The organism is Bradyrhizobium sp. AUGA SZCCT0283, assembly GCF_018130385.1.
GTDB lineage: Bacteria > Pseudomonadota > Alphaproteobacteria > Rhizobiales > Xanthobacteraceae > Bradyrhizobium.
Genome location: NZ_JAFCLU010000019.1, coordinates 1 through 23505, shown reverse-complemented (window position 1 = coordinate 23505; position 23505 = coordinate 1). Strand labels below are relative to the sequence as shown.

Here is a 23505-nt window from a genome sequence, read left to right as displayed (position 1 = left end):
AGTGATAGCGGTGATTTGGCCTGAGGCGAAAGCGGTTTATTTTTTCGGATGAGGCTGGACGGGTAGCATCAGGTTGATTTGGTTCAAGAAATTAGCTTTAGCGCGCAGGACAAATCAACTCAATTCCCCCAAACGAGAACGTCAGATTAAATGTCACCGAAATTCCACGTACGTGAGGTTTGACGTTCGCGCCCGAACATTGGCGTTCGGTCGGGTCCGCTTCAGTAGCGGTCTCCCTTTTCTCGTCTGTTCCAAGCGGCGTCGAACTCCGAGAGGATCAGTCGATCCCGCTCGGGTAAGGTCTCGTCTGCAAGAAGGGATTTTATCTTGCCGCGGAAGAGTTCCACGTCCAGAATTTTTTCGATTCCGACGACGTTGGCCAGCGTGGTACGCTGCGCCACCCGATCGGCGATGCTTTGGCTCCAGCTTTGTGACGTGAAGGCGTTCGCGAACAAGACAACTTGGTCGTTCCGAGCTAGTTGCGCTTTCGTCCATCGCTTCACTTCCTTGCCGTCATCCTTCGCCAAGTCGTGCCATCTATATAATAGATAAGGCAGCTTAGAATTCGAGGATAACGCGCCGGATTTGGCGGCCGCGCGGAGGCTCTTTAGCGCCATCGCCTGCATTTTCTCGCAGTCCTGCTTGGTCGTGATAAGCCTGTCTTGGGTTTCAGGAGCCCTTCCTTCGCGCGAGTTGTGCGCGGCATTGGCGGAGTCCGCGATATCGACCATCCATCCGACGGGCGCCGTTTTGCAGGCCTCAAGCAGGATCGCCGACCTCTTGTCGATATCGAAGCGATCGAGAATGAGCCGGCGCAAAAGCCAATGGATCCTCAAGCGATTGTCGCCGATCGAAAAACCCTTTGCGGCATCCCGAGGTGTGTCCAGTTCATCGCCGATTTCGAATATCGCTATCAGTAGAGGTCGCACGTCTTCGTCTGCAATCGACTCCGCATGAAGATTGAGCTCGTCGAGGATGAGGGCCGCCTTGGTCGTTCCGCCGTACCGTAGTATTCCAAGCGCTTCTCTCAGCCTCTGCTGTACGAAGGATCGGTCGGCAGCATTTTCGACGAGAGTATCGATCTCGTCTTTTTTCAGCACATCGTCGCCGATAGATAGCCTGAAATACGTATCGAACCGGGAAGCGGCACATACACGTCGTTGGCGTTCCCAGCCAGCGAGCGAATCTTGGCCGTATGAAAGGTTGCCCCAGACGGAATCCAGCCTCGGAAAGAGACGCTTCAGGGCGCGTCGAAGTTGCTCTTGGTCCTTTTGCGCCACGCCTCCGAGCAGAATCTTGTCGTACTCGGTCTTCTGGTCGGTCGAATATCGGCTGGTGCCACTGTCGGCGCCTCCCACCAGCAGTTCCTTGCTGGACCGGATGGCGCGGTAGACCGTCGGTCGCAGGAGGCGGAAGGTCTCGATTCCGATGAAGTCCGCCCGATCGACTTCCCGTCCGATCGCGGGCCAGGTGACGGACAGGCTATTGGCCAACCTGATCACGTCGCGAGGCGTTCGTATCTCCGGAGCGATAACATCGTAGAACACGTTCATGAATTGCAGAAGTTCACTTTCGTTCGGCCTTCCACATATCTTTTCGATGTTCTCGAGCATCTGGTCCCGCAAGTCTTCCTTGCGCGGCTCCGGAATATCGAAGCTCGCCTGAATGATCTTCTCGAGATACTGGGGTCCCTCGGACGGATACTTTTCCTTCACGATCGCTTCTGCTAGTGCTCGATCAAAAACCAGAAGATAGATGACGTTGGGAAGTCGGCCGACCGACTTAATAAGACGGAAGATTAGCAGCGCCTCGTCGGGAGCAAGACGGTCGATGTCGTCGATCACGATGAGAAATCTTCGGTCTTGGTCGCTAAGCGCCTTCGAGATCTGCGCGTACAGCTTCTCGACGCTGTCATCGAGCTTAATTAGGCCGGACGCCCAACTCATCGCCCCGGAAGCGATCGTGCCGGCGCCGGCTGCTCCGGCCATATCGATCGCCGGGCCGACAAAACCGGCCGTTTTGAGCAACCGTGCGCCGAGCTTCGGCAGCGCCTTTTTAAACCGACTTCCGAGCGATGGTCCGAGACCCGCGTATAGCTCCCTGAAGAAGGCAAGCGCGAGTTCCTCCTCGCCCCTGAACCACCAACAAGCGAAATCGACGATGGTTATCTCTTCGGCCTCGACGGCGTCTGCGAGGTGATGACGGACGAGGTTCACCGCGCTGCTCTTCCCCGAACCCCAAGGGCCGTTCAGCGCGATCACCATCCCTTGGGGCGCCACCATCTGCAGGATGCCGAAGGCGAGCGTCATCGCGAACGGCTCGATCCCAAAGCGGTCTTCAGACGGCTCCGAAATGGAGTCGTCGTTATGCGAAGTCTTAGCAGCCATCGTCCATTCCCTAAACGGGAGTTACGCTTACAGCACTGTCACCGCAATTCCACGAGACGATAGCTATCTGACGGCGCGGTTTCATCAGAATGGTGCGGCCGCACTCACCAACTGCGGCATTTTCCCGTTGCGTCTCTGCCGGTGGATTATGTGAGAAACCCTGCGGTCAGATGAGTCTGTTTGGCTACGTCCGGCTTTGGTAACGCACGGATCTGTGCATAAGCCCGGTCGGGCATTTCGGCCACAGCTAATCTAAAAAATCGAACCCCCTCAAACAAGGGTTGTATTCGCCATATAGTTGTTATTCGATTTCATAGCGACAAAGGGGCGAAGCCATGAAAAAATGGGCGATTCCTCTTCTGACCACCATGTTGTCCGGCTGCGGTACTTATTTGCCGCAACTTACAAGCCGCGAGACGCTGCCGCTAGAAGTGCTGATCGCGAAAATCAATTGTGAATTCCAGGTGGCCGTCTGGACTCAAAGAAACTTGAAGGGACGCACCTTCCTTGCGGGCTGGCAAGGCCAATATGGCATCACGCTAAAAAGTAACGAAGCAGGAACCGTAAGATCGCTCAACAATACGTTCCCATTCTTGCCGGCAAAGAATTTGGGGGTCACTGGTATTGTTGGTGCAGGTGAATCAACGACCGCGAACAGAACCGCTTTAATGAAATTCAGCTTGGCATTTGATGATGTTAAGCAGGAGCCCGTATGCGCAAGAGTGCAAACGAACACGCTTCACCCTTTCATTACGGGACGGATTGGCTTTGAAGAGTGGATGGATAGGGTTTTTGATGCGGCCGAAGTCGGCGGCAAGCTCCAATTGCATAAGCCGCAGCGGATTTCTAGTGTTGGACATACCTTCCAGTTCACCATCGTTGTAAACGCTAATGCGGGAGCCGGCTTCGTTATTGGACCCGCCCCAACCATCGGTATCAACGCTAACGCGACCATCGAACGGCTGGATGATGGCAGCATAGACGTTGTGATTGCCAAACCAGCGGTCGATCCGTTACCGCAGTTGCTTGTGGGGTTGACGAATGCGGAAAGAGAGCTAATCGCCAAACTCGAGGAACTGATTAGCCAGAAGAGGGGCGATATCGCCAAGCGAACGCAGGAGATAAATTCGCAGAATGCTGCTCTTGTGGATCGTCTTTCAAGAATGGATTCGAAAACAATTCAAAATCTCTCACCGACCGATGATACTCAGTTGCGAACATTCAATCTGAATCGACCGGAAGCAGAGCAGTTGAAGTCGTTAAATGACCTTCGGGACGCCAACAGGACGGATGAGCAAGAAATCCTCGGGTTGAGAAAGCAGCTCGCGGACGTACGACCAAGAATAACCGGTGTCACCATCAAACCGCATGTCTTACCGCCTGATCGAAACCCGGAAATCATATACACGACCCAACAGCTAACTCTTGAAAGGCTGAACAATAGTCTGCGCGTCATTCCCTGATCAAATGATCGACGAGCCTATCGGGGGCCATCAATCTTCGATGCTTTAAGGGCTTAGATTACGGTGACAGTGCTGTCACCGTAATTCGCACGGTCGTCACCGTCGTCATTCTCGCCTGCTCGATCTGGATGCTCGTCGAAATTGGCTTCCTGCGCGGCACGAAGGGGGCGAACAGTTACGGCCCCGATCCGCTGTCCGCTGCCTGAAGGAACTCCGTTTCGAACCAAGTCTGCCCCCGTCCCGACCAATCAAAGCACCCAACAGGGACGCCCCTGCCGAGGATGCGATGAAACTTCAGAAGATCCTTTTCAGCTTCGAGGGCCGGATCGGCCGCGGCACCTATTGGCTGGCGATCCTCGCGCTGATCGTCGCGGTGCTGGTTTTGACCTTCGCGCCCTTTCTCCTCAACAGCGAAGCGGCGGCCGTCCTGTTGCTCGCCTTGACCTCGCAAGTCATATGGCTCCTGAGCCTGTGGCCGATACTGGCCGTGGGAGCCAAGCGATTGCACGACCGCAACAAGAACGGCTGGTGGCTGCTGGTTTTCTGGCTGCTCCCCTTCGCCCTGTTCTGTGTCGGCTTCAGCATCGTCTTGTTTGACGACCCCAGAACCGGCCGGAGCGGAGATTTCGCGACCGGCTCGATCCTGATTTTTGCGAGCCTTCCGCCCGCGCTATGGGGCATCGTCGAGCTCGGCATTCTGCCGGGCACCAAGGGGCCGAACCTGTACGGCGCCGACCCGGCGCAACAGCTGGCTTGAAAACCGCTATTAGTCCTGCGCCGGAACTACAATGCCGGTGGGGTGTGTGGCGATGGGTATCGCTGCGCTCCACCCATCCTACGGACCTGGCGGCGGTGACGGATTGCGGCATCAACGTGTCCCAGCGGCCTATCGCCGCCGCCGACACCTGGCCGGCGCACGCGGCGGCCGGGCAGAATTTCAATGACCTCAGCCCTCAGCGGCCGGTGGTCAGCCGCGGCGGGATCTGGGACATCATCCAGAGCTCGATCGCAGCCAGGATCGCGACCGCCGCACCGATGATCACATGCACCGTCATCGCCGTGGTTCCCTGGAAGCCCAAGACCCAGGGCGAAACCAGTGCCCACAAACCGACAACGAGGTTCAGCCACTCCTCCCACACCGCGAATGCCGCCAGCGCCGCGATCGCAAGGGCCGCGATGACGATACCGGTAACATAGGCGTTGTTGGAAACCGTTCCGGCGTCGAAGCTGAACATCCAGGGCGAAACGAACAGAACCGCGCCGAGGATCAGGTTTGCGACGTCGCACCATTTGGCGTTCGTCCAGTTCTCCATGACACCCTCCATTGGAGGTTTTCCACGCCAATTCAACCGTACGCTCGCCGCGTCGGTTCCATCGGCCGGGTGCGACACAAAAACGGGTCTACGCGGAAAGCCCTGCAAACCCGCGGCATTGTCACTTTTCGGGTGGGTTTCCAGCGGCATCAGGATCATCGAAAGCCTCGACATGGTCGATCGAGGCATCAGCGCGGCACGGGGTAGCGCTTCGGACGCCAGCGCACAGCCCCGGGACCACCGGGGCCGCGCAAAGACGCATCAGCGGGGCTCGGACTTTGGCGGCGGTGATGCTCATCGGGTTTTTACCGCCGCGCAGAACTGTTCGGTGACCGCCGTCGTTTCCTCGGTGACGTTCCAGCCGTTCGTCTCGGCGTTTTCCTTGGCCAACTTTTGCTCGTTCTGAAGCATCTTTTTGATGAGCGCGTACGGTTTCCAGTCGGCCTTGGACAGCTTGACGGGAGGCGCACCGCAGACGTTGTGGGCAATCGCTTTCTGCACACTGGTGCTGACGTCGCTCATGTGGCCCTCGACCACGGCGGTGAAGCGCGCCTTGGCGTATTGGCTGTTGGCTGCGATGAAGTCCTTGCAGAAGGCGACCCGTTGACCTCCGTCGCGGGCCTTGATGTAGGCCGTCTGCGTTTCGTAATGGACGCGGTAGGCGAGTTTGTTGGCGTTCGGGTCGGATTTCACCGCTTCGAGCATGGCGCGGTGGTCACCCGAGGTGGCGTCATTGATCCTGATGTCACATACTTTGGCGAGGGAGACGACCGGAACGTAGGCCCGCACCTTGGCTTCCAAGGCATCGTTGGCGTGCGCAACCGGTGCGAACAGGCTGGCGGCGATTGCGAAAGCAGCGAGACAGCGTTTCATTGGTGACATGCTCCAGATCACCGAACAGCAAGCGGCGGCGGGATTGGGATCGCGGCGGCCGACCGCACACACCAGCGCGGCGATCCAGCCGCGAAGCGTCCAGCCCAGAAAACGGTTGAGCAACTTGCTGCGCGAATTCCTTGGGCGGCTGTCGAGCGCCCATCTTGATCTGGATCATGGTTCCGCCGAAGCTAAGACAGGTCTTATTAACAACCCCCGCGCTTAACCCTCTTTCGGCGCTTTCGCCCCGCATCTTCATCTCGCGGTACCTTGCCGCCCCGCCCTCGCGGTTGCTCTGCGGGCTGCGCTCCACGGCCATCGCGTCGTCAGGCACGTCCTTGGTGATGACCGAGCCCGAGCCGATATAGGCGCCCTTGCCGATCTTCACCGGCGCCACCAGCAAGGAGTTGGTGCCGACGAAGGCGCCCTCGCCGATCGTGGTCTTGTGCTTGAAGAAGCCGTCATAGTTGCAGGTGATGGTGCCGGCGCCGAAATTGGCGTTGGCGCCGACATGGGCGTCGCCGGCATAGGACAAATCGTTGACCTTGGCGCCCGCCTCTAACGTCGCGGCCTTGGTCTCCACGAAATTGCCGAGCTTCGCCGCCGCCAAGCGAGGGCGCGCGGGCGTATGCGCGCAGCGATATGCGGGGGTAAACCACACCCCGGATGTCGCCGCGCTCATCCAGGCTGCGCTTGCTTGGATTGAGCCTCCGGCCAAGGTCCGCTTTTGACCCAGCGCACATTCAGGTTCCGCCTGTCTCATATCTGCCGCACTGCACCCGAACGTGACCGACCTGCCGCACTGTCGGCGTATTCGGACATTCATGCTCACGGCGCGGCTGAGGGGGGCGCGGCTGATTGCCCTGCTTTCTCTAACGTAAGAGGAAAACGTACTGTGATGAAGATCGTGATTGTAGCGGGTGCGACGCTTGCCCTGGTGACTGCGGCTGGCGCTGCCGACATCCCGCGCCCACAGCCCGTCTATCAGACGGCCCAGATCGGCAAGATGCCGATTGGCAAGACCCCAATCGGGAAGACCCCGGTCGGCAAGACGCCCGTCGCGCCGCGGCCCTATACGCGGTATTGAGCCGGATTCCCGTTGATCCTGACCTCTATCGTCGACAGTTGAAGGGCGAACCGTGGCAAACAGTTCGAAGCGATCAGGACGATGCTTGCTTGCGGGACTCGCTGCCCTGCTCCAATGCGAAATCCATCCAGCTTCGGCCCGCGAGATTGACATTCTCGCGGGCCTAGAACGTCTCATTTCCCCCAAACAGGAAGTCGACAAGCGTGCCGCCAACGCGGACGCGCTTGTTTCCGGTGACGCATCCACTGAATCGAAATCGGCGCCACTGTCGACCCGAAAGCCAGGATCGGGATCGGCAAAGGGCCCGTACTACGTCGATTTCAGAGCCAGAACGGCGGCGAGTTGGGGACATGCTTTCGTCTGGTTCGGAAAGACAAGCGAGCGAGCCGTCGAAGTCGCGGGCCTTACCCCTGCCGGAGACAACGTACCTTATGTGCTTGGTCATCTGATCTGGGTGCCGTCCGAGACCAAGGCAAGCTATGGCGATCTTGATCCGCAGTATCTGACCGCCAGTTATCGCGTCTACTTGAATGAGCCCGACGCAAAGAGGGTTTTCGCATACATCAAGAAACTGCAGGCGAGTTCACCGGTCTGGAACGCCGAAACAACCAATTGCACCGCGTTTATCGGCAGCATCGCGGAATTCATGGGATTGAAAGTTCCCCACCGCTGGCAGCGTCCCGAGAACTATGTCAACAATCTCAAGGAAATGAATGGCGGGCGCCAGATGATCCGCCTGTCGTCAGAGCAATAGCTCGCGGTCGTTACACTTCCCTGAAGGATGAGCTTCGCGTCGCCGTTTGAAGGCTCGCCTGGATTTTGATTGCCGGTGGGCTACTCGCGATCTCCGGCGTCGCCATTACACAGGCAAGACCGAGCGCTCGACCGGTTTGAACCCGGAAGAGCGTTGCGGCGACTTACGGGTTTGGCCGAAAGCAGACATCGCTTCGGGCTTGGGCTGATATCTGCTTTGACCGCCGCCTTCGCCCACGCGCTTTGGATGGGGATGAGATGCTCTGGCGTTGCCTTTTCCTGGCTCTGACGTTCCTGACCGTGCTCGCGCCGCCGGCCTGCGCGGCGGACAAGGCGTGGGAGGATTGCGGTCAAACCGCCGATCAGGATCGCAAGATCGCCGGATGCACGGCGGTGTTGGCGCGCGGCGCGGCAGAGAGCGAAACAAACCGCGCTAACGCCCATGTCAATCGCGGCTATGCCTACTCCAGGCGCGATTACGATCGCGCCATCATGGATTACGACGAAGCGATCCGCCTCGATCCGAAAGCTGTGCGTGCCTATAACGCGCGCGGCCGTGCGTACCACATGAAGGGCGACTACGATCGCGCCATCAAGGATCTCGACGAGGCGATCCGCCTCAATCCACGATATGCGCTTGCTTATGAGGGGCGCGGAAAGGTCTACCACAGCAAGGGCGATAACGACCGCGCCATCAAGGATTTCGACGAAGCTATCCGCCTCGATCCGAATTTTGCGGATGCCTATAGCAATCGCGGCAATGCCTACTCCGGCAAGGGCGACAACGACCGCGCCATCAGGGATCATGACGAGGCGATCCGCCTCGATCCGAATTTTGCGGACGCCTATTTCAATCGCGGGCTAGCCTACACCGGCAAGCGCGATCACGACCGCGCCATCAAGGATTACAGCGAGGCGCTCCGCCTCGATCCGAAAAATGCGAGCACCTATTTGCATCGTGGGGGTGCCTGGTTCTTCAAAGGCGATAACGACCGCGCCATCAAGGATTACGACGAGGCGATCCGGCTCGATCCGAAATATGCGCTTGCCTATGAGATTCGCGGGCGGGCCTATGAAACCAAGGGAGACTCCGCGCGGGCCAGGAAGGATTACGACGAGGCGGCGCTGATACGGCGGAGTCCGAGACAAGCCACGCCAGCGCCTTTTAACGATCGCGGCAAAGCCCACACCGAAAACGGCGATTACGACGCCGTCATCAAGGACTACGACGAAGCAATCCGGCTCGATCCGAAAGATGCGACGGCCTATTACTATCGCGCCAGCGCCTACGCCGGCAAAGGCGACAACGACCGCGCCATCAAGGATTACGACAAGGCAATCCGCCTCGATCCGAAATATGTGGTTGCCTATTTCGCCCGCGGCAATGCTCACAAGGGCAAGGGCGACAACGACCGCGCGATCAAGGATTACAGCGAGGCGATCCGCCTCGACCCGAAATATGGGGCTGCCTATTACAATCGCGGCGTTGCCTACTCCCACAAGGGCGATAGCGACCGCGCCATCAGGGAGTTCGACGAGGCGATCCGGCTCGATCCGAAAGATGCGATGGCCCATTACAGCCGCGGCAGCGCCTACGCCCACAAGGGCGATACCGACCGCGCCATCAGGGATTTCGACGAGGCCATCCGCCTCGATCCGAAATATCTGGTTGCCTATTACAATCGCGGCAATGCCCACAAGGACAAGGGCGACAACGACCGCGCCGTCGAGGATTACAGCGAGGCGATCCGCCTCGATCCGAAATACGTGGCTGCCTATTTCAATCGCGGGTCTGTTTACTTCTTCAAGGGCGATACCGACCGCGCCATCAAGGAGTTCGACGAGGCGATCCAACTCGATCCGAAAGATGCGAAGGCCTATTACAATCGCGGCAGCGTCTACGCCAGCAAGGGCGACAACGACCGCGCCATCAAGGATTACAGCGAGGCGATCCGCCTCGATCCGAAAAATGCGCGGGCATATGGCGTTCGAGGCGATGCCTACCGCGACAAGAACGATTTCGAACGCGCGGTGAAGGATTACGCCAAGGCGATCGAGTTGGCCGGCAAGCCGGAGAAGGCGCACTGGACCTATTGGCACCTTCGCGGCGTGAGCTACGAGCACCTCGGCAAATGGCCTCAGGCCGAAGCGGATTATCTCAAGGCGATGGAGCTCGATCCCGATCAGCCCTCGGTTCTCAATAATCTCGGCTTCAACTGGGTCGACCGGAATCTCAAGCTGAAGGAAGGCCTGGCGCTGATCGAGAAGGCCGTCAAGCTCAAGCCGGACGACGGCAATCTGCTCGACAGCCTCGGCTGGGCGCACTACCGCCTCGGCGACTATCAGGAGGCGATCAAGCTCATGGAGCGCGCGGCCGCTCTCGAACCAAAGAGCAGCGAAACAAGAGACCATCTCGGCGATGCGTATTGGCGGGCGGGACGCCAGGACGAGGCGCGTAAATCCTGGGAGCAGGCGTTGTCGCTCAAGCCCGACCCAACTGAGGCGGAGAAGATCAAGGGCAAGATTGCCCGAGGGCTGGAAAAATGAGGCGCCTGGCGGCGCAGTGCCGACACGATGCCGCGTCCGCTACGAGTCAGCCTTCCGGGAACGCCTAACAAGCCGAGCGCTTACCCCTCTTTTTTCGGCGCCTTCGCCCGCATCTTCATTTCGCGATACCGCTTCGCGCCGCCCTCGCGGTTGCTCTGCGGGCTGCGCTCCACCGCCATTGCATCATCAGGCACGTCCTTGGTGATGACCGAGCCTGAGCCGATATAAGCGCCGTTGCCGATCTTCACCGGCGCCACCAGCGAGGAGTTGGTGCCGACGAAGGCGCCCTCGCCGATCGTGGTTTTGTGCTTGAAGAAGCCGTCATAGTTGCAGGTGATGGTGCCGGCGCCGAGGTTGGCGTTGGCGCCGACATGGGCGTCGCCGACATAGGAGAGATGGTTGACCTTGGCGCCCGCCTCGATCGTCGCGGCCTTGGTCTCGACGAAATTGCCGATCCGCACCCCCTCGCCGAGCGAGGTGCCGGGGCGCAGGCGCGCATAGGGACCGACGGACGCTTTCTTTCCGATCGAAGCCTGCACGATGTGCGAGAACGAATGGATCACCGCGCCGTCGGCGATGCTGACGCCGGGGCCGATCACCACGAACGGCTCGATGGTGACGTCGCTGCCGAATTTGGTATCGGCGGCGAGATAGACCGTCTCCGGCGCGATCAGCGTCACGCCGGCGTCGAGGGCGGCCTTGCGCAGCCGCGCCTGCATCACCGCTTCCGCTTCGGCGAGCTGGCTCTTGTTGTTGATGCCGCGAACTTCGTCCTCGCTGGTTTCGATCACGACGGCCTCCAATCCCATTTCCCTGACAAGTGCGACGGCATCGACCAGATAATACTCGCCCTTGCTGTTGGCATTGCCGATCCGGTCGAGAATTTCCAGCGCGCGGCGGCCGTCGAACGCCATCACACCGGCATTGCACAGCGTCACCTTGCGCTCGTCTTCCGTCGCATCGGCATGTTCGCGGATCGCCATCAGGCGGCCGCCCTCGAGCAGCAGCCGGCCATAGCCGGTGGGGTCGGCGGCACGGAAGCCGAGCACGGCAAGGGCTGCGCCCTGCGCCAGCGGCGCGCGCAGCCGCGCAAATGTCTGGGCCGAAATCAGCGGCGTGTCGCCGAACGCCACCAGCAGATCGTCGGCGCCGCGCGCGATCGCGGCGCGGGCGGCCAGCACGGCATGCGCGGTGCCGAGGCGCTCGGCCTGCACGAAGGTCGCAGCATCCGCGCGGATGCGCTTGACCTCCTCAGTGACCGCCTTGTGGTCCGGCCCGATCACGACCGCGAGCGCCGCGCCCGTGCCGTGCGGTGCCGCGTCCAGCACATGCGCCAGCAGCGACTGGCCGGCTATGGGGTGCAACACCTTCGGCAGCGAGGATCGCATGCGCGTGCCCTCGCCGGCCGCAAGCACGACAGTCAGGCTGGATCGAGCGGTCATTCTATTCCCTAACCGACAATATGGATGGCGCCGGGCCGTCTTAATTGTTTTCCCCCGGAGATCAAACCGATTCGCCGCCCTGAAAAGGTCCGGATTCAAGTGGCCGGCGCTTTTCCTGTTAATGTTTGCCCTGTGATTCGGCGGGGCCTTGAGGAGGGCCAGGGGCGCTTGGCCAAAAAACCAGACCATCTCCCGGACTTCGAGGCGGATGACACCGATGGCGTGCTGGGCGGTTTGCTGGCCGAGGAAAACGAGCTCGACAGCCGCACGCTGTGGCGAATCGGATCCTGGGGCGCCGGCGCGACGGCTGCGGTGATTCTGGCCGTGATGGCCAACCAGTCGTCGCTCGGCTTGAAGCGCGAGCAGGTCGCCGCCGCCGATCTGACGCGGCAGGCGCAGCAGATCCAGTCGGTTGCCAGGGAAACCCAGAACGAGGCGCGGCGGCTTGCCGCCGCCATCGATACGCTCAACAGCGATCGCGACCGGCTGTATTTGCGGGTCACAGGCCTGGAACAGGGGCTCGATTCCGTCACCGGGGCCATCGCCCGGCAGGGTTCCGCTGCGGCTTTGCCGCCTATTGCACCTGCGGAGCCACAGGTCGCCCAAAACCCGCCGCCGTCGCCGGCCGTAGTACCGGTAGCGACCGCCCCGGCCACGGCGCCCGCCGCCGACAAATCCACTGCCGCCACCGCAGAGCCCGCTCCGACAGCGGTCTACTCCGCCGCCAAGGATGCCGCGAAGACCGACGCCGCCAAGGCGGAGAGCGCCAGGCTGGAAGCGGCAAAGGCGGAGATGGCAAAAGCGGACTTGGCAAAAGCGGACTTGGCAAAGGCAGAGTTGGCAAAGGTCGAGGCGAAGGCCGACTCCGCCAAGCCGGAGCCCGCCAAACCATCGCCCGCCACGCCGCTGATGGCTGCGCAGTCGATGATGGCCCCGCCCGATCCCGCCGCCGGCAAGCTGATCGAGCCGGGCAAGGCTCCAAACCCTGTCATCTCAAGCCCGATCCCTGACGTCGTGGCGTCGGCGCCATCGGCGATCGATGCGGAAGCCGACGATGACGCTGCGCCAAAAGTCTCCCTGCTGCGAACCGAGTTCGGGGTCGATCTTGGCAGCGCCAATTCGGTGAACGGCCTGCGCATGTTGTGGCGGGGCTTGCTGAAATCGAGGTCGAACGCGCCGCTAACGGCATTGCGTCCGATCATCGTCATCAAGGAGTCGACCGGCGGGCTGGGCATGCAGCTTCGCCTGGTTGCGGGTCCCTTGAACGACGCCGGCGCCGCCGCGAAGATCTGCGCCGTGCTCACCGAAAACAAGCGGCTTTGCGAGACCACGATCTTCGACGGCCAGCGGCTGTCGGTGAATTCGGATGATCCGCCGCCCACCACCGCCAAGCCAATGCCGCGCCGGCGCGGCATCGCCAAGCGGGCGGCGGTCGTCGAGGAGGTGTCGAAGAAGCCCGAAGCGCCGCCATCGACAACGCGGGCGACCCTGTCGTCCTTCTTCAACCGAAAAAATTCCCAATAATCTTTTGACACCAGCGCGTTACGACGTAGTAGCCGCTAATAACCCTCATCCTGAGGAGCGAATGCGGGCGTCTCGAAGGATGTAGGCCACAGACGGGCCTCATGGTTCGAGACGCGCTTCGCGCTCCTCACCATGAGGGATCTAGTGCCGGGCGAACGCTTGTCCCGGCAGCCAATCCCGACCATATTGGCCCCATGAAAAAATCTCCGTTCCGGCTCACGCCCTATCAAGTGCAATTCCTGTTGGTGGTCGGCTTCGTCACCGTCGGTTACGCGCTCTATCTGCGCTACCTCGCGGTCGAGTTCTCAACCGTCGCGCTGGCCTGCGACGCCGGCCTGCAAACCATGCTGTGCAAGTCGCGGACACTTGCCACCTATCTGTTCAAGAATTCGGTATTCGGCATCGTCGCGCTGATCATCGCGACGCTTCACGTCATGCGGCCGTCGATCGTGCTGTTGACCGGCGGGCTGATCGCGGCGGGATTCGGGATCGTGCTCTACAATATCGCGCTGTCGGGAATTGCGATCGGCCTGCTCATTTTGGGATTTGCACGGCCCGCGCCCGCCACAGCGTGAGCGCCAGCAAGAGATAGATCGCGCAGGTCCACATCGACTGCCAGTTCTGGTTGCCCTCGTTGAAACCGGTGAAGAGCGCGGTTGCGACCAGCAGGCCGGCAAAGGCGGATTCGGCGATCGGGCGCACGCCCTCTTTCGGCCGGTTGAGCAGCATCAAGGCCGCGAACGGCACCACCGCCATGGTCAATGAGGCGAACGGAAAATCGCGGTAGCGCGGATCGAAGGCAAAGCCGAGCGCGGTTGCCGCCGCGATCAGCGTGGTCACACCAAGCACGAAAGCCAGCAGCGCCGGCAGCACCGACTTGGTCCGGCCGTCGCGCGGTCCGAGCAGTTCGAGGAATGTCGGCAGTGGCCGTCCCGACATCGCAGCGTTCGCGCACAGCAACGGTGAAGCAATGGCGGCCGCCAGCAGCGCCCCCCATTGCAGCCAGCCGCCGGCCCCGTAGCTCTCGTAGTACATCTTGTCCGCGGCGACCCCGAGCAGCATGCCGGCGGTCGTCGCCGAGGTCCCGACCGCGATCCATGCCGCCAGCCGCGGCTTCCACGGCCGCCGCCGCAGCGTCAGCCAGCCCGCCAGGAAGACGAAGGCGCTGAGCGCCATGCCGCATCCCATCTGCCATTTCCAGAACGGATAATTGCTGATCGGCTCGCCGGGCGGATATTTCACCGCGCGGTGGGCGTCATCGATCAGGCCCCAATAGCCGCCGACGGTGCCCTCGAGCTGGCGCTTCCACGGCTGGTCATAGGCCTCGATCAAATTGACCCGAAACTTTTCGCGCTTGGCGAGGTCGAGGATTTCGGACACCACGCGCGCCTGGTTGGTGCGCGACGGCAGCGCGCCTTCGCGCATCCGCCCGGCACTCGGCCAGCCGGTTTCGCCGATCAGGATTTCCTTGCCCGGAAACGCCACCGCCATCCGCCTGCGGATGTCGTCGACATGGCCGGCGGCGAGTTTGGCGCGCACCGGCATGTCTTCCCAGTAGGGCAGGATATGGATCGTGACGAAGTCGACCGCGTCATAAACTTCGCGGTTGCGCAGCCAGAATTCCCAGACGTCGGCATAGGTCACGGGCACCGTGACCCGCGACTTGACCGAGCGGATATGGGCCGCGAGATCCGATGTCGTCATCTCGCCGCGCAGCAGCACCTCGTTGCCCACGACCAGCGCGGTGATGACATTCGGGTGTTCCTTGGTCAGTTCGATCGCAACCGAAATCTGGGCCAGATTCTTGATCCGGTTGCTCGAGAGCCAGATACCCTGGATCACCTTCAGCCCCACCTTGGCGGCCAGCGCCGGGACCTGGTCGAGCCCGTTCTCGATCGAATAGGTCCGCACGCAGTCGGTGATCTTGGCGAGCTGCGCCAGATCCTGCGCGATCTGTTCAGGCGGGATTTGCGTGGTCGGCATCAGGGGTGTCTGCGAGTTGCGGAACGGCGCGTAGGAAACGCATTGCAGCTTTGCGTTGGGATCGATCGGCGCGCGCGCAAGCGTAATCGGCGTGGCCAGCCACCACCAAAGGGCCGCGATCATACCTAGCGATGAAAGGAGAAGCGCCAGCGGCGTACGAAGAGAAATCGGTTCCATCCTCCGGGCGGGGACCGTCGATTACCCGTTCATTGGCGTCCTGCCAAGATGCACGATAGCCCTATTCCCCGCTCGTCCCCTGCGGCAGTTTCACCACCGCCGTGATAAAGTTGTGACTTTGCTGGACAAAATCTGAAATACCCGTCATTTGAATCGCTGAATGTGTCCGCCGCATTGGGGACCTATTTGGGCGGCAACAAGCCAGACCACCACACCAGCCCTTTGCGCGGCCGGAAACTAATCGGGGAATGTATGCGTCGACGGGTGCTTGATCCAAGAGTTGCGGTTTTGAGGCGCTTCGCCGCCGCCGGCCTGGTCCTCCTGATCGGATCGGCTGGCGCGTTTGCCCAGAGCGGCGCCCCGAATCCCCAGGATCAGTCCGGCAAGCCGCCGGCCGCCAGTGCCGCCGACGCCAACAAGGACAACCAGCGCAAGGCCGACGAATTCGTCGAGGCCGCCCAGGCCATCAACGGCCCCGGCGGAAACCCCGAATGCGTCTGGCTCGGCCGCCGGGTGGTTCGCCTGATGTGGCGGGACGACCTCGATACCGCGTTCCGGCACCTCGATCTCTATGACCGGTTCGGCTGCCCCGGCGGCCATGTCCAGGCAGCCTTCCGCTGCCTGACCCGGTTTGGCGGACAGATCGATCCCAAAGTGGCCGAAACCCTCGACAGCCGCATCCACGTCTGCTGGATCAACCCGGGCGCCCAGCCCCAGGCTGCCGCGGCGGCAAGCCCCTCGCCTGCGACCGCCGGCAACGCGGCGCCAGCGCCGGCCGCTTCGCCCGCGCCGGCCCCGAGCGCCAGCCCTGCCGCGCCGGCAAAATAGCCGCCCGCCGTTCAGGATACGTTCAGCGGAACGATCCTATTTATCCGGCGTTTGGATTGGCCGCGGCCTTGAAACGCGGTCCTTAAAAAAGCGGTCCTTAAAAAAGGCGTCCTTAAAAAAGTCATGGCGTCATACCAGTTGTGAAATCGCAGGGCAGGACTATCCTGATGATGTCGCCGTGCCGGTCGAGCCTAGGGGACAGGTTCGCTTCCTATAAATTGCAGCCCCGTATGGTTTAGCCCCCGATGCGTGCCGTCGTCGCCGTTCTGCTGTTTGTGACCGCAGCTCACGCCGGGCTGTGGGGCCTGTTCCAGCAAAAGCAGGCGGCACCCGACTTCAGGGGCATTCTGCCAAGCGTCTCCTACGCGCCATTCGACGGAAATGCTCATCCCGACGTCGACAATATTCCGCAGACCGAAAAGATTCGCGCCGACCTGAAGAAGCTGTCCACGATCACGCGCGCGATCCGTCTCTATTCCTCGACCGGTGGCGTCGAACTGGTGCCGCCGATTGCCGCCGAGTTCGGCCTGAAGGTCACCGTCGGCGCCTGGATCGACAAGAATTCCGATCGCAACAAGCGCGAGATCGAGGCGGCGATCACGCTCGCCAAGCGCAACAGCAACGTCAACGGCATCGTCGTCGGCAACGAAACCATTTTCCGCGGCGAGCAGAAGATCGACGACCTGATCGAGCTGATCAAGCAGGTGAAGAAGTCCGTCAACGTCCCCGTGACGACCGGCGAGATCTGGAACATCTGGCGCGACAATCCGGAACTTGCCTCGTCCGTCGATTTCATCGCAGCGCACGTGCTGCCCTATTGGGAAAACTTCACCGACAAGCAGGCCGTCGATCAGGCGGTGGCCATGTTCCAGCTGCTGCGCGACCAGTTTCCGGGAAAACGGATCGTCATCGCCGAATTCGGCTGGCCGAGCGCCGGCTATAATTTGCGGAACGCCGAACCCGGACCGTTCGAACAGGCCTCGGTGCTGCGCAATTTCGTCACCCGCGCCGAAGCCATAGGCATGGACTACAACATCGTCGAGGCGATCGATCAGCCCTGGAAATTCTTCGAAGGCGGCGTCGGCCCCTATTGGGGCATTCTCGATGCTTCCCGCGAACCGAAATTCGCGTGGACCGGTCCGATCGTGAACGAGAACTACTGGAAGCTGGCGGCGATCGCGCTCCTGGTCGGCATCCTGATGTCGCTGCCGATCCTGCGGATCGAGCAGCCGACCATCATGCAGGCCCTGGTGCTTTCGGCGGCGGCAAACGGCGTCGGCGCCTGGGCTTCCACCGTGTTCGCCTACTGGGCCGGGCACTATTTCGTGCTCGGCTCGGCGTTCGCGCTGACGCTTGGCCTGATCCTGCTGGTGCCGCTGGTCCTGATCGCGATGGCGCGCATCGACGAAATCGCGGCGATTGCCTTCGGCCGCGGTCCGCGCCGCCTGATCGCCAAGAGCGCGGAGCCGATGCCGCCGGCCACGATCGGGGATGCCATAGCCTTTCCGAAGGTCTCGATCCACATTCCCGCCTATTTCGAGCCGGTCGAGATGCTCAAGCAGACGCTGGATGCGGTCTCAAGGCTCGACTATCCGAACTTCGAATGCGTGGTCATCATCAACAACACGCCCGACCCCGAGTTCTGGCAGCCCATTCAAGACCACTGCCGCACGCTCGGCGAACGCTTCAAGTTCATCAATGCCGAGAAGGTCAAGGGCTTCAAGGCCGGTGCGCTCCGCATCGCCATGGACCGCACGGCAGCGGATGCCGAGATCATCGGCATCATCGACGCCGACTATGTGGTGGAGCCCGATTGGCTGAAGGATCTGGTGCCGGTGTTCGCCGATCCCCGCGTCGGCCTGGTGCAGGCGCCGCAGGAGCATCGCGACGGCGACCGTTCGCTGATGCACTACATCATGAACGGCGAGTATGCCGGGTTCTTCGACATCGGCATGGTTCAGCGCAACGAACACAACGCCATCATCGTGCACGGCACGATGTGCCTGATCCGCCGCGCGGCGATGGACATGGCGGGCGGCTGGGCCGGCGACACCATCTGCGAGGATACCGATCTGGGCCTGGCCATCATCGAGCACGGCTGGCTCACGCACTACACCAACCACCGCTACGGCCATGGCCTGCTGCCCGACACCTATGAGGCCTTCAAGAAGCAGCGCCACCGCTGGGCCTATGGCGGCTTCCAGATCGTCAAGAAGCACTGGCGGCGCTTCCTGCCCGGCGCGAGCCGGCTGACGCCGGATCAGCGCCGCGAATTCTCGCTCGGCTGGCTGAACTGGCTCGGGGCCGAAAGCCTCGGCGTGCTGGTGGCGATCCTCAATCTGATCTGGGTGCCGATCGTGGCGTTTGCCGACATCGCCATTCCCGACAAGATCCTCACGCTGCCGATCATCGCCTCCTTTGTCGTTTCGCTGGTGCACTTCGTGGCGCTGTATCGGCTCCGCGTGCATGTCAAAGCCGGGCAAATGCTCGGCGCCATGATCGCGGCGATGAGCGTGCAATGGACGGTGTCGCGCGCGGTCGCGCAAGGGTTGATCACCGAGCATCTACCGTTCGCCCGCACCTCCAAGGGCGGCCTGTCGGTGATGTCGATCGAGTTCCAGGCGTTCTGGGAGGCCGTGCTCGGCGTGCTGCTTTTGGTCGGCGCCGCCGTGCTGGTCGTCACGAATGGCTACAAGCAGGTGCGCGAGATCTACATCTTTGCGGGTGTGCTGGTGCTGCAGAGCCTGCCGTTCCTGGCCGCGGTCTCAATCGCGCTGTTGGAGAATTCCCGCGCCAATTCCTTCGCCTTCTGGCGCAACAGCGCGGTGCGGACGGCGGAACTGATCGGGCTGCGCCCGGTCAGCCTGCCGGCCGTCGGCAGCCAGTCCCAGCCGGTTGCGTCGGAAATCCGCCGCGAGGCGAACTGACCGTGGATGAACAGGCCCCTGTACGCTTCAACAAGCCTTGCTAAGCGTCACGGGCACAAAGAAAATTTGGGTTGCGCGAGTGCCGCTTTTGTCGCGCCGGCACTATTGACCCGCAGGGGCCCGCCCCCTACACAGCGCGGCAAGTGAGCGCGTAGCTCAGGCGGTAGAGCACGTGACTTTTAATCATGGGGTCGAGGGTTCGAGTCCCTCCGCGCTCACCAAACAAATCACGTACTTACTGGCTTTTCGGGATTCGGCAAATCTGCCAGTGTGGGCACTGTGTTGGCAAATCGATTGGGCAACTCGGGGGCCCTCTTGGATGACACCGACACGATCGGCCTTTTCGTCACGCTCGCAGGCCTGGCGGCGTTATTCGTCGCGGCGAGGTGGCAACGGCGCGCAGGCCGGCCCGATACCGGATCCCACCAACGGCCCCACCATGACTCAGGGAACGCCGCTGATGCGCCCGCCCCTCGCAGGCTGCCATGTGCCGGTCGATCAGCGCCAACGCATGGGCGAGTCTCGCTCTTCGGCGATTGATCAACTTGCTCGCGGCAATCCGCGGCGGTTTGTCCACATTTTTGAAGAACGGTGCATAGCGGAGCAGTTTTGCTCCTGTCCCGACGAATCGCGTGTCAGGCTTCGGGCGCTCGGTGAAAAAGCAGAAGGCCGGCGTCGTTACCGCCGGCCCTCCAGGCTCGCTGAGATGGCTCCCCGCGAGGTGGGCTCGGGTTTGCGCCCGGGTCCACCTCAGGAGCTTGCACCATCGTTACCAATCCGGCAACGGCAGGGAGCCATGTATGACGGTGGAAAGAGGCCGCCAACTGAGGCGGCCTTACTTTTTTTAGCCCATCCAGCGCGCAATTGTGCGCTGGAGCAGCTTGTCCCTCTACTTCTTCTTCATGCCGGAGTCGCGTTGATTTTTCTCATATAGCTCGCGGTCAGCGACACTAACCTGGCCCAACATGAGCGGAGCTGCGCCAACCGTGGTCGTGGCGGCGGCAGGTGCCTTTGGCTTCGTCGTTTTCTTGGCTGCCAAAGCGCCAGAAGTGGAGACAGCGAAGATCGCAAGACCGACAAGAATTATTTTCTTCATGCTCAGCTCTCCCTTAACTTGGAAAAAGGACGCGCCGCCAGTCGAACATAAAGCTCGCATCACGGCAAGCTGGAGTGGCACGCTCTAGGCATGACACGTTCCCATGCGAAAGGCCCGCCAGCGCGAACCGGCGAACGCAGGACCTCTCGACCCGGTGAACTGACTTCACCACCTCGGTTCCGAAGAAACGATCCCGCAACCATTTTCTCTTTTGAGTGAAGACGGCCGGAAACAATCTACTGTCAATCTGCGAATGCGACGAGCTCAAGAGGCGCTTTGCTTCTGGGCGCGTTCCTCCCAAGACTTGGGCCGCCGAACGCCGGCGGCCCTTTTTTGCGGAGCTGTCGTTCAGCGGGCGGCGCCAAGCCTGTGCGATCGGCGCCGGCGCTTCACCGGCTGCGCTCGGCCAGAAACAGATCGACCACGGCCTCGATCTTCCGTTGCTCAGCCTCGGGCAGCGTCTGTACCAGCGCCGCCAGTTCGGCGGCGCTCCTGATTGAGTTCGGTGCGATCGGGCCGTTTTTGAAGATGCTCCCCTTGCCCTCTAGCAGCCACTCCAGGTTCACGCCGTGCTTCTCGGTGAACTTGGCGATCTCGTGATGCTTGAGCGTCAACGCCGGCTTGATCTCGTCGACGGAAAGATCCCGGAACAGAGCGATGTTCCGGATACGCCGCCGCATAGCTTCCCCAAAATCTCGGCGTCGCGCCATCGCCTGGCTGTTGGTGCGGCGAGGCCTGCCCGTTAGGAACGGCTTCGCAGCGCGGGAGAGCTCGTCGGCCAGCTCCTGGGCCGCTGCCACGCCCCTACGTATCTTTTCGATTTCGTCGGGCGTATGCCGATTCTCGGTCTTGTTGACCTCAACCATCGCCATTTCCGCCGTGTACCACAGTCGCCGAAACGGGCTGTTACGTTTTCTTTTCTGGTAGGACGTGCGCGGGCTCGGCGCGGTGCTGACGTTCTCAGTTGAACGACGCGTACCGGGAAATTCGAGGACATTGCTCATGCCTGCACTCCCCAAATGTTCCGGAGCGACCCAGCGAAGCTCTCGATCAGGTCGAGCGCAGTGCCCTCGCGTTCATCGAGCATCCATGCTTCCCGAGCCGCAATCTCGCTCAGGTAATCGATCTTTGCGAACAGGCCCGCGACCGTTGTAGCTGCCGTTCCAACCAGAAGACTGAACGCGACGTTCTCGTCGCGGCACGGCTTTTCCGCGATGCTGCCGTCTGCCTCGTCGCCAAGGATCCTCTCCAGGCGTGCCAGTTCATCGATAGAAGCCTGATGTGCCGCATTGGCCTTTTTGTGCTTGTCGATTGCAACGAAGATCGGGTCGGCAGGCGCTGCCGGCAGAACAGTGACGGGGATTGCGGCGGTAACGACGCCGCCGGTAGCAATGGTAAGTAGGGGCCGCCGTGTCGGATCGACGGGAAATGCAGACGTGTTTGTGGGTGGCGTGCTATGCACGCTGTCAGCCTCGGTCATTTGAAATGCCCTTTCGTGATGAGGTTAGAGCCGGGGTGAAGCAGGCACTTCCCCTCGGCTCGTATTTTCTGTAAACTGAAATTATGAAGAAATCAATTTCCGTAAACAGAAAATCGCGAGGGCGCCCAAAGAAGAAGGGCGGCGTCTATCCGGTCACTGCCCTGAGATTACCACCGGCGCTAGGCGCTGCAGTAGACGTCTGGGCTAGTGGCCAACCGGACGGTCCCACTCGTTCGGAAGCCATCCGCCGCTTGGTCGAGCTCGGGCTGACCGTGAAGACGAAATCGGCGCCTTCGGAGCGACAGCGCGCTGCCCTCGCGGATCTCGCATCAAAGGCGATCGACAGCTTGACGGCCGAGACGGCTGATAACGATGAAAAGGCCAGCCGGAAGCGGCGCTTGATCAAGGGTCCTGAGGAATTCCAGCAAGTTCGGGTCGACCGGCCAAAGCCGAAGAGTAAGGCCTGATTGTAAAAATCCATCCCCTTTCGGGGCGGTTTCGCGCGCTCGCCCTTGCCCTCGCCCTGCGGTTGCGGGACACTTCGACCGAGGGATCGAGTGGGGCAAGATGAATATTTTCGAAACAGCCGACGGCTCAGCTCATTGGCCGTCGATCATCACCATGTTGGGTTGGCTTATCGGCTCGATGGTGACAGGCGGGGTTCTACTTGCAACGCTGCATTATAACCGAAATGAGAGGGTTAGGGTCGCGGAAGAAAAGGCGCCATGGAGACTGTCGCCGCAGCAGCAGCAGGTTATTATTGAAAGAATTGCCGCCGGTCCGAAGGGAAAGGTCGCGCTTGAATTTAGCGCTGCTGACCGCATACGCGTTCGAGACTTTGCGCACACACTGAGCGCCCTTTTTGGGTCCGCAGGCTTGGAGGTGTGGGGCTACATTCCCGCATTCCAAGAGGCCGCTGGACCACCTATCGTGGGCCTTCGGATTGGAGTGAAACCCGGCGTAGCGGAAAGCGTGGGACTTTCCCTCCGAGACGCGTTGGCCGCAGCAGGACTCGTCGCGACGGTCTACCCCATAAACAATAACAACTACGCGGATGACTTCGCCGTCGTCCTTGTCGGTGTGAAGCCGTAGAGCCCAATCACCGACTGGCAGTATTTACCCGGCGTTCCGATCCCCAAGGGATTGATAATTTGCGCCTCGTCGTCAGCCGCGGAATCATTGCGGACGGCTTCGCAACGAAAACAATGGACAGGCAAATACCCACCCGGCGGCCCGGCGCAGGAACGACCAGTACCCCCGGTCGCGAGAATAAGGCCGAGTCCCAATTGTCGCCGACAAGCTGTCAGAGATTCATCACCCGCAGGACTAATTGTTGCCTTAACCCGAATGGACCCTACCCAAGTTGATTGGGGTCGGCGTCATGGACCTGTTTCAGGCCGAGAGAATTGCCACTGTCAACGACCAATCCGCCGAGACCTGCCCTCTCTGCGGTGCCAAGCTCGTTCTCGTCAGAATGATCGTTGATTCCGACACAGGGTCTACCTATCGAATGTTCGAATGCGACTGCGGAGAGCGCATTTGGAAGGACTAGTGGTTCATCACAGTGATTTTGAGTCTTTGGCGGTGGCTGGATAAGCACGGCCGAGTTTGGCGCGGGCTTTGTC

The 23505-nt window shown here is 61.1% G+C and carries 19 protein-coding genes, 1 tRNA gene and 1 pseudogene; 12 read left to right on the top strand and 9 right to left on the bottom strand.

Annotated features, from left to right (window positions below; all coding sequences use genetic code 11):
* Positions 1-221 precede the first annotated feature (221 nt).
* Positions 222-2387 (bottom strand): P-loop NTPase fold protein, encoded by a 2166-nt coding sequence (locus tag JQ624_RS24045; protein WP_212421391.1) that lies wholly within the window; start codon positions 2385-2387, stop codon positions 222-224.
* A 335-nt stretch (positions 2388-2722) separates the two neighbouring features.
* On the opposite strand from JQ624_RS24045, the gene JQ624_RS24040 reads away from it, so the two are divergent.
* Positions 2723-3850 carry a hypothetical protein gene (locus JQ624_RS24040; protein ID WP_212421390.1) on the top strand — a complete coding sequence of 376 codons (1128 nt, stop codon included), beginning with the start codon at positions 2723-2725 and terminating at the stop codon, positions 3848-3850.
* Positions 3851-4136: 286 nt separating this feature from the next.
* Positions 4137-4607: a DUF805 domain-containing protein gene (locus tag JQ624_RS24035; protein ID WP_212421389.1), complete on the top strand. Its 471-nt coding sequence runs from the start codon at positions 4137-4139 to the stop codon at positions 4605-4607.
* 196 nt (positions 4608-4803) lie between these two features.
* Here JQ624_RS24035 and JQ624_RS24030 read toward each other — a convergent pair whose 3' ends face one another.
* The 3 genes and pseudogenes from JQ624_RS24030 to JQ624_RS24020 form a co-directional block, all read right to left on the bottom strand.
* A complete protein-coding gene (locus JQ624_RS24030; protein WP_212421512.1) occupies positions 4804-5163 on the bottom strand; it encodes an SPW repeat protein in 360 nt (119 codons plus the stop codon).
* Between the two features lie 294 nt (positions 5164-5457).
* The gene (locus JQ624_RS24025; protein ID WP_212421388.1) at positions 5458-5964 is read right to left on the bottom strand and encodes a hypothetical protein; all 507 of its coding nucleotides are present in this window, start codon (positions 5962-5964) and stop codon (positions 5458-5460) included.
* A 301-nt stretch (positions 5965-6265) separates the two neighbouring features.
* Positions 6266-6637 (bottom strand): annotated as a pseudogene (locus JQ624_RS24020) (DapH/DapD/GlmU-related protein); the annotation flags it as partial.
* 297 nt (positions 6638-6934) lie between these two features.
* On the opposite strand from JQ624_RS24020, the gene JQ624_RS24015 reads away from it, so the two are divergent.
* The 3 genes from JQ624_RS24015 (at position 6935) to JQ624_RS24005 (ending at position 10423) form a co-directional block, all read left to right on the top strand.
* Positions 6935-7123, top strand: a complete 189-nt coding sequence (locus JQ624_RS24015) for a hypothetical protein (protein ID WP_249130039.1) — start codon at positions 6935-6937, stop codon at positions 7121-7123.
* Positions 7124-7175: 52 nt separating this feature from the next.
* Positions 7176-7877 carry a hypothetical protein gene (locus tag JQ624_RS24010; protein ID WP_212421386.1) on the top strand — a complete coding sequence of 234 codons (702 nt, stop codon included), beginning with the start codon at positions 7176-7178 and terminating at the stop codon, positions 7875-7877.
* A 257-nt stretch (positions 7878-8134) separates the two neighbouring features.
* Positions 8135-10423, top strand: coding sequence for a tetratricopeptide repeat protein (locus tag JQ624_RS24005; RefSeq protein ID WP_212421385.1), 2289 nt, complete (start codon positions 8135-8137; stop codon positions 10421-10423).
* 80 nt (positions 10424-10503) lie between these two features.
* Here the strand turns inward: JQ624_RS24005 and glmU are convergent, their stop codons facing one another.
* On the bottom strand, positions 10504-11865 hold the full coding sequence (glmU, locus tag JQ624_RS24000; RefSeq protein ID WP_212421384.1) for a bifunctional UDP-N-acetylglucosamine diphosphorylase/glucosamine-1-phosphate N-acetyltransferase GlmU: 1362 nt from the start codon (positions 11863-11865) through the stop codon (positions 10504-10506).
* Positions 11866-12033: 168 nt separating this feature from the next.
* Here glmU and JQ624_RS23995 point away from each other — a divergent pair, with 168 nt between their 5' ends.
* Both JQ624_RS23995 and JQ624_RS23990 read left to right on the top strand, forming a co-directional pair.
* Positions 12034-13389, top strand: a complete 1356-nt coding sequence (locus JQ624_RS23995; protein ID WP_212421383.1) for a hypothetical protein — start codon at positions 12034-12036, stop codon at positions 13387-13389.
* 194 nt (positions 13390-13583) lie between these two features.
* A complete protein-coding gene (locus JQ624_RS23990) occupies positions 13584-13964 on the top strand; it encodes a hypothetical protein (RefSeq protein ID WP_212421382.1) in 381 nt (126 codons plus the stop codon).
* On the opposite strand, the gene JQ624_RS23985 is transcribed toward JQ624_RS23990, so the two are convergent.
* Positions 13924-15549: a beta-(1-6) glucans synthase gene (locus tag JQ624_RS23985; protein ID WP_212421381.1), complete on the bottom strand. Its 1626-nt coding sequence runs from the start codon at positions 15547-15549 to the stop codon at positions 13924-13926. The two genes, JQ624_RS23990 and JQ624_RS23985, sit on opposite strands and share 41 nt — an antisense overlap.
* A gap of 252 nt (positions 15550-15801) precedes the next feature.
* Between JQ624_RS23985 and JQ624_RS23980 the strand changes: the two genes are divergently transcribed.
* The 3 genes from JQ624_RS23980 to JQ624_RS23970 all read left to right on the top strand — a co-directional run bounded on the left by JQ624_RS23980 (position 15802) and on the right by JQ624_RS23970 (position 19525).
* Complete coding sequence (locus tag JQ624_RS23980; protein ID WP_212421380.1) at positions 15802-16377, top strand: beta-1-3, beta-1-6-glucan biosynthesis protein; 576 nt, start codon at positions 15802-15804, stop codon at positions 16375-16377.
* Between the two features lie 245 nt (positions 16378-16622).
* The gene (locus JQ624_RS23975) at positions 16623-19304 is read left to right on the top strand and encodes a glycosyltransferase (RefSeq protein ID WP_212421379.1); all 2682 of its coding nucleotides are present in this window, start codon (positions 16623-16625) and stop codon (positions 19302-19304) included.
* A 145-nt stretch (positions 19305-19449) separates the two neighbouring features.
* Positions 19450-19525, top strand: a tRNA-Lys gene (locus JQ624_RS23970).
* 668 nt (positions 19526-20193) lie between these two features.
* On the opposite strand, the gene JQ624_RS23965 is transcribed toward JQ624_RS23970, so the two are convergent.
* The 3 genes from JQ624_RS23965 to JQ624_RS23955 form a co-directional block, all read right to left on the bottom strand.
* On the bottom strand, positions 20194-20400 hold the full coding sequence (locus JQ624_RS23965; RefSeq protein WP_212421378.1) for a hypothetical protein: 207 nt from the start codon (positions 20398-20400) through the stop codon (positions 20194-20196).
* Positions 20401-20789: 389 nt separating this feature from the next.
* A complete protein-coding gene (locus JQ624_RS23960; protein WP_212421377.1) occupies positions 20790-21404 on the bottom strand; it encodes a hypothetical protein in 615 nt (204 codons plus the stop codon).
* On the bottom strand, positions 21401-21880 hold the full coding sequence (locus JQ624_RS23955; protein WP_212421376.1) for a hypothetical protein: 480 nt from the start codon (positions 21878-21880) through the stop codon (positions 21401-21403). Before JQ624_RS23955 ends, JQ624_RS23960 begins: the two co-directional genes overlap by 4 nt.
* 83 nt (positions 21881-21963) lie before the next feature.
* Here JQ624_RS23955 and JQ624_RS23950 point away from each other — a divergent pair, with 83 nt between their 5' ends.
* Positions 21964-22347 (top strand): hypothetical protein, encoded by a 384-nt coding sequence (locus JQ624_RS23950; RefSeq protein WP_212421375.1) that lies wholly within the window; start codon positions 21964-21966, stop codon positions 22345-22347.
* Positions 22348-22447: 100 nt separating this feature from the next.
* On the top strand, positions 22448-22972 hold the full coding sequence (locus JQ624_RS23945) for a hypothetical protein (protein ID WP_212421374.1): 525 nt from the start codon (positions 22448-22450) through the stop codon (positions 22970-22972).
* The last annotated feature ends 533 nt before the right edge of the window (positions 22973-23505 follow it).